10 protein-coding genes and 1 pseudogene are annotated in these 12,607 nt (G+C 72.3%); 6 read left to right on the top strand and 5 right to left on the bottom strand.

The annotated features are described in order from the left end of the window. Window positions 1-43: 43 nt before the first annotated feature. Window positions 44-1,252: a sensor histidine kinase gene (locus LNW73_RS23050; protein ID WP_374118158.1), complete on the top strand. Its 1,209-nt coding sequence runs from the start codon at window positions 44-46 to the stop codon at window positions 1,250-1,252. Next, complete coding sequence (locus tag LNW73_RS23045) at window positions 1,249-1,863, top strand: response regulator transcription factor (protein ID WP_138357852.1); 615 nt, start codon at window positions 1,249-1,251, stop codon at window positions 1,861-1,863. The genes LNW73_RS23050 and LNW73_RS23045 overlap by 4 nt, the downstream gene beginning before the upstream one ends. Before the next feature lie 28 nt (window positions 1,864-1,891). On the opposite strand, the pseudogene LNW73_RS23040 reads toward LNW73_RS23045, so the two are convergent. The 3 genes and pseudogenes from LNW73_RS23040 to LNW73_RS23030 form a co-directional block, all read right to left on the bottom strand. Further along, a pseudogene (locus LNW73_RS23040) lies at window positions 1,892-2,839 on the bottom strand (hydrolase); the annotation flags it as partial. A 219-nt stretch (window positions 2,840-3,058) separates the two neighbouring features. After that, a complete protein-coding gene (locus LNW73_RS23035) occupies window positions 3,059-4,261 on the bottom strand; it encodes a lipid-transfer protein (protein ID WP_250991193.1) in 1,203 nt (400 codons plus the stop codon). A 22-nt stretch (window positions 4,262-4,283) separates the two neighbouring features. Then, on the bottom strand, window positions 4,284-6,416 hold the full coding sequence (locus tag LNW73_RS23030) for an acyl-CoA dehydrogenase (protein ID WP_250991192.1): 2,133 nt from the start codon (window positions 6,414-6,416) through the stop codon (window positions 4,284-4,286). Between the two features lie 629 nt (window positions 6,417-7,045). Between LNW73_RS23030 and LNW73_RS23025 the strand changes: the two genes are divergently transcribed. The 4 genes from LNW73_RS23025 to LNW73_RS23010 all read left to right on the top strand — a co-directional run bounded on the left by LNW73_RS23025 (window position 7,046) and on the right by LNW73_RS23010 (window position 11,083). Then, entirely contained in the window at window positions 7,046-7,744 is a 699-nt protein-coding gene (locus tag LNW73_RS23025) for a class I SAM-dependent methyltransferase (protein ID WP_250991191.1), read from the top strand. 161 nt (window positions 7,745-7,905) lie between these two features. Next, complete coding sequence (locus LNW73_RS23020; protein WP_250993009.1) at window positions 7,906-8,850, top strand: N-acetylmuramoyl-L-alanine amidase; 945 nt, start codon at window positions 7,906-7,908, stop codon at window positions 8,848-8,850. A 176-nt stretch (window positions 8,851-9,026) separates the two neighbouring features. Then, window positions 9,027-9,947, top strand: a complete 921-nt coding sequence (locus LNW73_RS23015; protein ID WP_250991190.1) for a DUF5336 domain-containing protein — start codon at window positions 9,027-9,029, stop codon at window positions 9,945-9,947. Window positions 9,948-10,072: 125 nt separating this feature from the next. Next, window positions 10,073-11,083: an LLM class F420-dependent oxidoreductase gene (locus LNW73_RS23010; RefSeq protein ID WP_250991189.1), complete on the top strand. Its 1,011-nt coding sequence runs from the start codon at window positions 10,073-10,075 to the stop codon at window positions 11,081-11,083. A gap of 10 nt (window positions 11,084-11,093) precedes the next feature. Here LNW73_RS23010 and LNW73_RS23005 read toward each other — a convergent pair whose 3' ends face one another. Together LNW73_RS23005 and LNW73_RS23000 are read right to left on the bottom strand one after the other, a co-directional pair. After that, a complete protein-coding gene (locus tag LNW73_RS23005; protein ID WP_250975703.1) occupies window positions 11,094-11,639 on the bottom strand; it encodes a hypothetical protein in 546 nt (181 codons plus the stop codon). A gap of 125 nt (window positions 11,640-11,764) precedes the next feature. Then, window positions 11,765-12,544: a maleylpyruvate isomerase family mycothiol-dependent enzyme gene (locus LNW73_RS23000; RefSeq protein WP_250991188.1), complete on the bottom strand. Its 780-nt coding sequence runs from the start codon at window positions 12,542-12,544 to the stop codon at window positions 11,765-11,767. Window positions 12,545-12,607 lie beyond the last annotated feature (63 nt).

Genomic DNA, 12,607 nt, shown 5'->3' with positions numbered 1-12,607 from the left:
GGCTGATCGACGCGGTGCGGGCTGGACGGGGAGTGGAACGGACATGGTCGACATGTGGGGGCTGCGGGCCTTCGGCCGGCGGGGTGGCTGCGGCGACAACGCGCCGCGGGACTTCGGCGAGGAGATCGACCGGATGAAGGGCCCGGACGGCGGGTCGCTCATCCCCTGGCTGCTGATGGCCAGCGGACCCGCCGTGGACGTGGCCGAGGGCCGGGTGGCGCTCCCCTGGCTGGCCGGTTCCGGCCTCGCCGCGTTCTGCGTCCTCTACATCTGCGCCGTCCGCGCCGGTTTCAGCGACCGCTTCAAGGGCGGCCCGGTACCGGTGCGGCTGCTGCTCGCGCAGGCCGCCGTCACCTTCGCCCTCGCCATCGGTTACGGGGGCAACTGGCTGCTGCTCTTCCCGCTGCTGTCGCTGGCGTGCGGTGTCAGCGCCCGCGGCCGCCGGCTCGGGATCGTGCTGATCGGGCTCAGCGCCTCGGCCGGGGTCATCGCGGGGGTGGGGCACCACGAGGACTTCTGGAACACCGCCACCCTCTCCTACGGCACCTTCCTGTCCGGCCTGGTCGTGTCGGTGATCCTCACCCTCTTCGACGCGGTCCACATGCTCAAGGCCACCCGGCAGGAGCTGGCGCGCAGCGCGGTGGCGGAGGAGCGGATGCGCTTCTCCCGCGATCTGCACGATCTGCTCGGCCACACGCTCTCCGTCATCGTGGTCAAGTCCGAGGCCGCGCGGCGGCTCGCGCCGCGCGACATGGACGCGGCGCTCACCCAGGTCGCCGACATCGAGGCGGTCGGCCGGCAGGCCCTCACCGAGATCCGCGAAGCCGTCACCGGCTACCGCGAGGGCAGCCTGGCCACCGAACTGGACCGGGCCCGGTCCGCGCTGTCCGCCTCCGACATCGAGGTCGTCGTGACGGAATCCGGGCCGCCGCTGCCCCCGCAGGCGGAGGCCCTGCTGGGCTGGGTGGTCCGCGAGGGCGTCACCAACGTCGTACGGCACAGCGGCGCTTCCTCGTGCGAGATCGAGCTGCGCTCCAGCGGCGGAAAAGCCCGCCTGACGATCACCGACAACGGCTCCGGCGTAAGCTCGACGACGGCTGCCACCACCACGGCGCACCGCATCGGCACCGGCCTCAAGGGCCTGTCGGAACGGCTCGCCGCGGCCGGCGGCTCCCTGGACTCGGGCCCGGCGCCGCGCCGCGGCTTCCAGGTGACCGCGGAACTGCCCGTCGAGGAGGAAAACGCCGCATGACCGACCCGATCCGGGTACTGCTCGCCGAGGACCAGGGCATGATGCGGGGCGCGCTGGCGCTCCTCCTGGACCTGGAGGACGACATCGAGGTCGTCGCCCAGGTGGCGGCCGGCGACCTGATCGTCGAGGCGGCGCTCGCCGCCCGGCCGGACATCGCGCTGCTCGACATCGAACTCCCCGGCCGCAGCGGCCTCGACGCCGCCGCCGACCTGCGCAAGCAACTGCCGTCCTGCCAGGTGCTGATACTCACCACCTTCGGCCGCCCGGGATATCTGCGCCGCGCGATGGAGGCGGGCGCCGCCGGCTTCCTGGTCAAGGACGGGCCGGTCGAGGACCTGGCGGGCGCCATCCGCCGTGTCCTGGCCGGCGAACGCGTCGTCGACCCGGCCCTCGCGGCGGCCGCCCTGAGCGCCGGCCCGAGCCCGCTCACCGCCCGGGAACAGGATGTGCTCAACGCGGCCGCCGACGGAGCGACCGTCTCCGACATCGCGGGCAAACTCCACCTCTCGGAGTCCACCGTCCGCAACTACCTCTCCTCGGCCATCGGCAAGACCGGCACCCGCAACCGCATGGAGGCCGTCCGCTCGGCCCGCCAGAACGGCTGGCTGTGACACCAGCCGTTCACCGCGCGCGGCGTCAGCTGGCCCGGGAGAGCCACGCGGTGGCGTTCAGTGCCAGGGCCGCGTTGGTGGCGGTGGTGTCGTTCCAGCCGTCGTAGAGGGTGTTGCCGGACTGGCCGGTGCCGTCGTCGATCGGGGAGCTGTCGCCCCAGACCGCGACCCGGCCGCTGCCGAAGGTGCTGGTGGCGAAGAAGGCTCCGGTGGCGCCGGTGGGGCTGTAACCGGTGCGCCAGAGCAGGCCCTTGACGGCGGGGTTGTCGGACGGCTTGAGCGTGAAGGTGGTGCCGCTGGCGATCAGGCTCTTGGTCACCTTGCCGAAGGTTCCGTTGAGCACCGGGTCGGTGCTGTCGTTGATCGCCGCCGGGTGGTCGGAGCTGATGCTCAGCTTGTCGACGGAGAAGCCGAACGGGTCGGTGCTGTCGACGGTGTTGTCGGTCATCAGATCGTTGATGATCTTGGGCGAGTCGGCACCGTCGTTGTTGCGGTCCGAACCGTTGTGGTCCGAGATCAGGAAGAGGCCGCCGCCGTTCTGCACGAACGTCATCAGGGCGGTCTTCTCCGCCGCGGTGAGCAGGACGTTGGGTTCCGGCAGCACGAAGGTGTCGAAGTTCGCCAGGTCCGTCGCGGCGGACGTCCCGTAGCTGATCTTCCCGCCCGCGGGCAGCGTCTTGAGCGAGTAGCCACCGGTCTTCTGGAGCGCCACACCCCAGGACGAGAGGGCGCCGGTCCAGTCCTTGTCGGTCTTGGGCGCGGAGTTCTGGCCCAGCGGGTCGGGCTGGCTGGTGCCGATGATCCAGTCGGCGTTGCCGGCCGTCTCGGCGTGGGCGTTGTCGAACAGGACGCGGTGGGGGGTGGCCGCGTGGGCGCCGTGAGCGGTCGCCGTCTGGACGGCGGTGCCCGCGATCAGGGCACCGAGGACGGCGAGAGCGCCGGTGAAGCGGCGGCGGGAACTGCTGTGTACAAGCATCCGGCGTACCTCCGTGGGGGGTGGGAGAGGTCGTGCGGTCGCCAAGTCTGCGCGCGTAGAACGTCGTGTGGGGAACGACCGGGCAACGTACCGTTGAACGGTACATGCCACGATCGCCCCCAACAACGGCCCCACGCGCCCCATCCGCGCACCTGACCGCACCCACTCACAACCCACGCACCGCCCACTCACCGCCCACTCACCGCACCCGCCGAACGGTCAGCCGGCGGGCCGCCGCAGCAGGGTGACGACCGCGGCGCCGCCCAGCCCGATGTTGTGCGCGAGGCCGACGCGGGCCCCCTCGACCTGCCGCGGCCCCGCCTCGCCCCGCAGCTGCCAGACGAGTTCGGCGGCCTGCGCCAGACCGGTGGCGCCGAGCGGATGGCCCTTCGAGATCAGACCGCCCGACGGATTGACGACCCAGCGACCGCCGTACGTGGTGGCCCCGTCGCCGATGAGCTTGCCGGACTCCCCCTCCCCGCACATGCCGAGCGCCTCGTACGTCAGCAACTCGTTGATGGAGAAGCAGTCATGGAGCTCGATGACGTCGACGTCCTCGATCCCGAGCCCGGACTCCTCGTAGACCGCGTGCGCCGCCGCCCGCGACATCGGCTTGCCCACCACGTCGATGCACGAGCCCGACGAGAAGCTCTCGCCGGTGTCGGTGGTCATCGCCTGGCCGGCGATCTCCACCGCCCGGTCCTCCAGACCGTGCTCGCGCACGAAACGCTCCGAGACCACCACCGCGGCGGCCGCGCCGTCCGAGGTAGGCGAGCACTGCAGCTTGGTCAGCGGCGAGTGGATGGTCCTGGCGGCCAGGATCTCCTCGACGGTGTAGACGTCCTGGAACTGGGCGTTGGGGTTGTTCGCCGAGTGCCCGTGGTTCTTGGCGCCGACCCCCGCCAGTTGCTCCGCCGTCGTGCCGTACCGCTCCATGTGCTCCCGCGCGGCGTTGCCGAAGATCTGGGCGGTCGGCGGGGTCATCTCGAACCCGTGCTTCGCCGCCATCACCCCGTAGTGCCGGGCGACCGGCGAGGTCGCGAAGTCACCGCCGCTCGAACCGGCGCCCAGCGCGCCCTTGGTCATCTTCTCGAAGCCGAGCGCCAGCACACAGTCGTTGAGGCCGCCGGCCACGAACTGCCGGGCCATCATCAGCGCGGTGGAACCCGTGGCGCAGTTGTTGTTGACGTTGTAGACCGGCACCCCGCTGAGCCCCAGCTCGTACACCGCCCGCTGGCCCGCCGTGGACGCCTGGTAGCAGTACCCGACCGGCACCTGCTCCACGAGGTCGTACGGGATCCCGGCGTCGGCCAGGGCCGCCGTGCCCGCCTCCTTCACCATGTCCCAGTACTGCCAGTCACGGGTCTCGGGCTTCTCGAACTTCGTCATGCCGACGCCGACGACGAAGACCTTGCTGGTCATGCGTACTCCTTCAGTCACGGGTTCAGTCACGGGGGAGGCCGAGGATCCGCTCGGCGACGACATTGAGCTGCACCTGCGTCGTACCGCCCGCGATGGTCAGGCAGCGCGCCATCAGGAATCCGTGCAGGGCGCGTTCGTCCGTGACGCCCTCCGGGCCGAGCAGTTCCAGCGCCAGTTCGGCGATGCGCTGCTGGTGCGGGGTCTGGACGAGCTTGCGCACCGAGGCGCCGGCGCCCGGCTCGAGGCCCGACACCTGCTGCAGCGTGGTCCGCAGACCGATGCAGGCCAGCGCGTGCGCCTCGACGAGCAGCCCGCCGAGCCGGTCGCGCACCACCTCGCCCGCCGCGCCGGCCCGCCCGATCAGCGCCTCGAGACCGGTGTCGAAGGCCACCTGGTCCGCCATGTGCACCCGCTCGTTGCCGAGTGTGTTGCGGGCCACCCGCCAGCCGCCGTCCACCTCCCCGACGACCGCGTCGCCGGGCAGCACGACATCGTCGAAGTACACCTCGTTGAACAACGAGTCGCCGGTGATCTCCTTCAGCGGCCGGATGTCGATGCCGGGCGTGTTCTTCATGTCCACCACGAAGTACGTCAGGCCCTTGTGCTTGGGCGCCGCCGGATCCGTCCTGGCCAGCAGGATCCCGAAGTCCGACCACTGGGCGGCCGACGTCCACACCTTCTGCCCGTTGACCTTCCACCGGCCGTCCGGCAGCCGCTCCGCCCGGGTCCGCAGCGACGCCAGGTCGGAACCGGCCCCCGGTTCCGAGAACAGCTGGCACCACAGCGCCTCGCCGCGCAGCGTGCGCGGCACATAGCGGTCCCGCTGCTCCTGGCTGCCGTGCGCGATCAGGGACGGCACCACCCAGGTGGCGATCCCCAGATCGCTCACCTTCACCCCGGCCGCCCGCAGCTCCAGCTGCACCGCCAACTGCTGCACGGGCCCGGCGCCCAGCCCGTACGGCGCGGGCAGATACGGCGCGGCGTACCCGGTGGGGGCCAGCGCCTGGCGCGCCGCGGCCGGATCGAGCCCGGCGGCTGCCGCCACCACCGTCCGCGCCCGCTCCCGGTAGGTCTCCGCCTCCTCGGGCAGATCGAGCCGCAGCTCCCGCCGGACCCCCTGCTCCGCCAGCTCCGCCACCCGCAGCCGGTAGGTGTGCCCCGCCCCGAGCAACTGCCGCACGGCGGTCGCCCGCCGCAGATACAGATGCGCGTCGTGCTCCCAGGTGAAGCCGATGCCGCCGAGGATCTGGATGCAGTCCTTGGCACAGCCGAAGGCCGCCTCGACCGCGGCGGCCGCCGCCATCGCGGCCGTCAGCGGCAGTACGTCACGCGCCGCGTCCCAGGTCAGCGCCCGCGCCTGCTCGACCCGTACGAGCATGTCCGCGCACGCGTGCTTCACCGCCTGGAACTGCCCGATGGGCCGCCCGAACTGCTCGCGCACCTTCGCGTACTCGGTGGCCGTACGCAGCGCCCAGCCCGCGATCCCGCACGCCTCGGCGGCGAACAGCACCCGGGCCAGCACCTCCACGACTCCCGGCTCGATCCCCAGCACCCGCTCGGGCGGCACCACCACCCGCCGCGCCACCACCTCGGCGGTGCGCCGCGTCGGATCGGCGCCGGACCGCTCGCGCACCTCCAGCGCCGCCGCGTCCACCGCCATCCACAGCTCACCGGCCCGCAGCAGGACCAGCCCGGCCGCCGCCCCGCCGAGCACCGGCGGAGCGGTGCCGTCCAGTACGTACCCGCCGCCCTCCGACGGCTCGGCCGTCATCGACCCCGCGCCCAGCGCGACCGCCGCGATCCTGCTGCCGTCCGCCAGCTCCGGCAGCAGCGCCTTGCCCTCCGCGGCCCGCCCCAGCACGGCCGCCGCCAGCACGGTCGGCAGGAACGGCCCCGGCAGACAGACCGCCCCCAGCTCCTCCAGCACGACCGCCAGATCCAGCAGCCCGCCGCCGCCCCCGCCGAACTCCTCCGGCAGATGCACCCCCAACAACCCCTGCGCAGCCACCTCCCCCCACCACACGGGCGCCCCCGCGTCCGGGTCCACCTCCGCGTCCAGCGCTGCGCGCACGGCTTCGGGGGGAACGGTACGAGCCGCCCACCCGCGGGTGGCTGCCGCCAACTCCTGGTGCTCTTCGGTGATTCCGATGCCCATGCGGACGGATACTAGAACGTGTTCCATTCTGACGGAAGGTCAGAAACGGGTTCGCCTCCGGCGAGGTTCAGGCAGAAACGCACCCGCGCCACACGCCTGCGGCGGGCATGCAGGTGCGTGGGCGCCCGCAGCACCGCCACGCCTGCGGCGGGCTTTCGCCCACCCACCCGCCCCTTTGCCTACCGGCAGGGTTGGCGCCCCGCGGCAGGGCTGCGCCTGCGGCGGGCCCTTCCCCACCCACCCACCCTTTGCCCGCGACCCGGCGGACCTGCGCCGGCACCCGGCCGGCGGTTCGCCTACGGCGGGGGCGCAGATACGCGAGGTCCTGCGGCGGGCCTTTGGCCGCCGGGGGCACCCGGCCGGATGGCCGGCCACCCGCCCTGGCCCCCGCCGAGGGCACGCAGCCCGCCGACGGGGAAGGCGCGGGCAGCCACCCCCGCCGTCCGGACGGGAGGGGGACGGGGCCGGAGGGGTGGGGGGTCGAAATGCTGCCGAGCTATTTGTGGGCCGCCAGGCCCTAAATAGTCGATTTCGACCCCCCACCCCGGAGGACCCGGCCCCCGCACCCACCACCCCACCTGGCAGGATGCCCGGACGACCACCCAGGCACAAACACAGAAGGCGGCGCCATGGCCACCCTGCATCCCCGCGTCCAAGCCGCCTTCGAGGCCGCCAAGGGGTTCATGCCGCTCGACGAAGGCCTCGCCCTCCACGCCGCCGCCACCGACGCCGCCGCGCGCCTCCCCGGGCTGCCCCTCCTCGAAGTGGGAACGTACTGCGGACGCTCCACGATCCTGCTCGCCGCCGCGGCCCAAGCGGCCCGAGCGGCCCAAGCGGCCCGAGCGGCCGGCACGGCGACCGGCACGGCGACCGGCACGGTGGCCGTCACCGTCGACCACCACCGCGGCAGCGAAGAGCAGCAGCCCGGCTGGGAGTACCACGACAAGGACCTCGTCGACCCCGAGGTCGGCCTGATGGACACCCTCCCCACCTTCCGGCGGACCCTGCACGCGGCAGGCTTCGAGGACGACGTCATCGCCATCGCCGGCCGCTCCCCGCAGGTCGCCGCGGCCTGGGGCAAGCCCCTCGCCCTGGTCTTCATCGACGGCGGGCACACCGACGAGCACGCCACCGCGGACTACGAGGGCTGGGCCCCGCACGTGGCGCCGGACGGCGTGCTCGTCGTGCACGACGTGTTCCCGGACCCGGCGGACGGCGGCCAGGCGCCGTACCGGGTGTACCGGCGGGCGCTGGACTCCGGAGCGTTCACGGAGGTCTCCGTGACGCGCTCGCTGCGCGTCCTGCGGCGCACCGGCGAGGGGATCTGAGACCGGGACCCGAGACCGGCATCCCAGCCGAGGATCCGGGACCGGGATCCGGGACCGGGATCCGAAACAGGGATCCGGGACGGCCGCCGCCGGCGGCCGATAGCATCGGAAGCGTGTTCAGCGACGAGTCGAGGATGAGCGGCAGGACCGGCGCCGTGGTCATTTCCGTGGCCGCGTTGGTGCCCACCTGCTTCGCGGGCTGGCTCGTGTACCAGTCGATGCACGGGCCGGGCGGCGACGACGGGGCCCAGCGGGTGCTGCCCCTGCCGTCGACGTCGGCCCCGGCGAACCCGAACGAGCAGACGGACGGCAAGGCCGAGTCCCCGACGTCTCCGGCGTCGGGGAGGCCGCCGTCGACGGATCCGCAGCGGAAGGCGTCCGGTACGTCCCCGGCGAAGGGGACGCCCGCCGCCCCGGCCGCGGCACTCCCGCTCAGCGGGAGGACCGTCGTCATCGACCCGGGGCACAACACGAACAACGTCAACCACACCGCGGACATCAACCGGCTCGTCGATATCGGGACGACTCGTAAGGAATGCGACACGACCGGCACGTCCACCAACAGTGGATACGCCGAAGCGTCGTTCACCCTCGACGTCTCCCGGCGGGTCCGCACCCTGCTCGCCGAGCGCGGGGCGAAGGTGCGGCTGACGCAGGACGGCGACCGGTCGTTCGGACCGTGCATCGACGAGCGGGCGCGGATCGGCAACGAGGCGCACGCGGACGCGGCCGTATCCATTCACGGGGACGGTTCGGCGGCGGGGAATCGCGGATTCCATGTGATCACCCCGGCGTCCCTGCACGCGGGGGCCGCCGACACGCGGCCCATCGTGGCGCCGTCCGGTCTGCTCGGTGCGGCGCTGAAGTCGCACTTCGCGACCGACACGGGCTCGGCGCCCGCGAACTACCTGGCGGACGGCACAGGGCTGATGGCCCGCAGCGATCTGGGCGGGCTCAATCTCTCCACCGTCCCCAAAGTGCTCATCGAGTGCGGCAACATGCGGGATGCGCAGGACGCGGCGCAGTTCACCGATCCGAAGTGGCGGCAGCGGGCAGCGGAGGGCATCGCTGACGGTATTACGGCTTTCCTCCAGGGAAAGAGGTGACCAACCGGTAGCCATTCGGCGCCGATTGCGCACCAGTTGCCGCACCCGGCTCACCGGGTGCGGACCACACCCTTACGATGGGGGGCCACTCCCGCGCCTCGCCCCTGAACTGGCTAGAGAGCGCTGCGCGTACCGGCGACAGCGACGAAGACACCGAGACCGACAAAGGACCTTACGTGAACATCCGCTCCCTGTCCCGAGGAGACGGCGCGGTGATCGGAGCAGCGGTGCTGCTGCTGATCGCTTCGTTCCTGCCGTTCTTCTCCATCGATGTTGGTTCAGGATCCGACGAGACGGTCAGTACGTGGAGCGCGGCGCTGTTCCCGCTGCTGCCGACCGTGACCCTCGCCGCCCTCGCGGCGGCGGCCCTGATCGTGCTCGGCCGGGCCATGGTGCCCGCGGGCCGCCAGGTGGCGGGACTGACCCTGGAGCAGTGGGGCACCGCGCTGGCCGTCTTCGTCGGCTGGGCGGCGCTGTGGTCGGCGTTCTCCACCGTCATCCCGGACGTGGGCCACGGCGGCGACGGCGACAACATCAGCAAGGGCGCCGGCGCCTGGCTGACGCTCGTCTTCGGCATCGCGTTCGCGGTCCTCGCGGTGCTGTCGTCCCGCCTTCCGGCCCTGCAGGCCCCGCTGATGGGCGCCCCGAAGCAGCCGCAGCCGTACGGTGGCGCGCCCTACGGTGCGCCGCAGCCGGGTCTGGGCCAGCCGGGCATGCCGCAGCCGGGTATGCCGCAGCCGGGTGGCTACGGCTACCCCGGCGCTCCGGCGCCCGACCCGTCGTTCGGCGGACAGCCGCAGCCCCAGCCGCATGCCTTCGGCGGCCAGGCGCCCGCGCCCGCACCGGCCCCGCAGTCGCAGCAGCCGGCACAGGGCCAGCCGCCGCAGTCCGGTTCCTCGGACTTCACGGCGTTCTGGTTCGCGGTGCCGGTGCCGCGTCCGCTGTTCGCGGAGGACGGTTCGCCGACGCCGATCGCCGAGCTGGCGCCGGGTACGTGGTACCTGGCGGTGGAGCAGCGGGGTGCGGCGCTGATCGCGCAGACGCAGGACGGCCGGCGTGGCGTGCTGCAGGACACGAGCGGCATTCAGCGCGGCTGACGTTCGCGACCGACGTGTGAGCCCTCGCCCGGAATCCGGGCGGGGGCTCATGTCTTTCGCCGCCCCGACCGGTGCCGTACAGTCCTGATCTGACGCATCGTCAGTTATCAAGGAGGCGGCACGCCATGAGGCTCGGGCTGGCACTCGGCTACTGGGGGCGTGGGCCGCGGCCGCGCGATGTGGAACTCGCGCAGGAGGCCGAACGCCTCGGTTACGACTCCGTGTGGACCGCCGAGGCGTGGGGTTCGGACGCTTTCACTCCGCTGACCTGGATCGCGGCGCACACGTCGCGGATCAAGCTGGGGACGGGCATCGCGCAGATGGCCGCCCGCTCCCCCACCGCCACCGCGATGCAGGCACTCACCCTGGATCATCTGTCCGGCGGCCGGATGCTGCTGGGGCTCGGGCTGTCCGGGCCGCAGGTGGTCGAGGGGTGGTACGGGCGGCCGTTCCCGAAGAGCCCGCTGACCGCGACCCGCGAGTATGTGGACGTGCTGCGGCAGGTCTTCCGGCGGGAGGGGCCGGTCGAGCTGGCCGGGCGGTTCCACAGCCATCCGTATTCCGGCGAGGACGGTACGGGGCTCGGTAAGGCGCTCAAGCCGATCACTCATCCGCTCCGGGCCGATCTGCCGATTCTGCTCGGCGCCGAGGGTCCGAAGAACATCGCCCAGACGACCCGGATCGCGGACGGCTGGATGCCGCTGTACTGGTCGCCGATGCGTACCGACGTCTACGAGCTGTCACTGGCCGAGGCCCCCGAGGACTTCATGGTCGCGCCCCTGGTGCGGGCCCAGGTGTGCGACGACGTGGCCGAGGGGCTGCTGCCGGTCAAGGCGATGCTCGGCTTCTACATCGGCGGGATGGGTGCCCAGGCGAAGAACTTCCACGCCGACCTGATGGCCCGGATGGGGTACGAGGAGGAGGCCCGGCACATCCAGCGGCTCTTTCTGGACGGGCGCCGGGAGGAAGCGGTGCTGGCCGTTCCGGACGCCTTCGCCGATGAGATCTCGCTGGTCGGGCCGCGGGAGCGGATCGCGGAGCGGCTGGAGATGTGGCGGTCGGGCCCGGTCACCGACCTGCTGGTGACCGCGCCCGATCCCGACACCCTGCGTGTGCTCGCCGAGTTGAACGGCTAGCGGGGACGATCTAGCCCCCGAGCTGGCTCGCCGACGGGATCTGGTCCTTGACCTCGGCGCCCGCCTGCTTGCCCGCCTCCTTCACACCGTCGATCGTCTTCTGGAACGTGCTGACCACGTCGTCCGTCGAATCGCCCTTGCGCAGCTTGCTGGGCAGGTCCTTGAGGGCGGCGATTCCGGCGGTCAGCGGGGCCACCAGCTTGGAGAGCGTCGGGTCGCCCTTGGCGTTGTCCGCCGCGGCCTTCAGCCGGTTGTAGGCGAACGCCCCGGCCAGACCACCCTTGACCAGGGCGAACGTCCGGCCGTCCGCGCCCTTCTTGAACGTCCCGGCGCGGTACGGCTTGATGATCCACTGATAGGTGGCGCCCGCCGCGAGCCCGGCGTTCGCGACGAAGCGGGTCTTGGCGAGCTTCTGCTGCTCCACCGTGGTCGACGGCGTCGGGCTGCCGGACACCTCGCTCTTCGCCTTGTCGTTGCACGCGGTCGTCGCGGTGAGGAGCGCACCGCAGAGCAGCAGCGCGGTCAGCAGGCGGCGCAAGGGGATGCCATTCGGCACGGTCGACCTCCGAGGACGTACGGGGCACACGTCCTCGCAGGATCACCCGGCCGGCACACCCCCGCCACTCGGGCGCCGGGACCGCCGGCCCGGTTGCCGGTGGCCGTCCGGGCCGTCCGGGCCGTTCAGAACGCCGTACGCGCCAGCCAGTGGTCCAGCAGCTCGCGGTCGCCGAGCACCTGCACGCGGTCGCTGTCCAGCGGCAGCCGCCGGTAGAAGGCGAGCAGCAGGTCGGTGAGGGGAGCGCGCAGGGCCACGTCGCCCTTGGCGTGCTCGCGCCGCCAGGTGACGGATTCCGGGCCGCGTTCGATCACCCATTCGGCGACCAGCCCGGCCGGGCTGTCGGTGGCGTGCAGGTGCAGGGTCTGTCCGTGGCCGCGCAGTTCGACGAGTTCCGGGGTCTGCTCGACCGCGAGCGGATCGGTGATGATCTCCAGCCACTCGTCGATCGCGTCCGCGGCCAGCTCGGCCGGTGCGTGGTACTCGCTCCAGGTGGCCAGCGCCGCGTCCGCCCGGTGCACCAGGGTCTCCAGGACCATCCGGCGGGCCCAGAAGCCCGCTTGCTGCGGCCGCGCCCAGGTCCATACCGGCAGTTCGGGACCGGCCTCGCGCAGCGTGGCCGCGAACCGCTCGGCACCCTCGGCCAGCCAGCTGTCGAGCTTCTCGCCGGCGGGTGCCTCGTAGTCCGGCACCTGGTTCTCGGGGAGGTACTTCTCGGCCCTGGTGCCGACGATCGTCTCCGCCCAGCGGTGCGCCTGGCCGACGTGGGCCGCCAGCTCGTGCAGGGTCCAGCCCGGGCAGGTCGGCACCTTGGCGCCGGGGTCGGAACCGCGGAGTGTGTCACGCAGCCGGGCGGTCTCCTCGACGATCGCCGTGCAGTACGCCTCGTGCTCCAGCCAGGCCATGCGCCGCCATCCCTCGTCTACTTCATATCGAAAGGATTTTCCACCAGCAGTTTCAACCAGCCT

It is taken from the genome of Streptomyces sp. RKAG337 (genome assembly GCF_023701715.1).
Taxonomy (GTDB): domain Bacteria; phylum Actinomycetota; class Actinomycetes; order Streptomycetales; family Streptomycetaceae; genus Actinacidiphila.
This window is presented reverse-complemented; position numbering and strand designations above follow the sequence as displayed.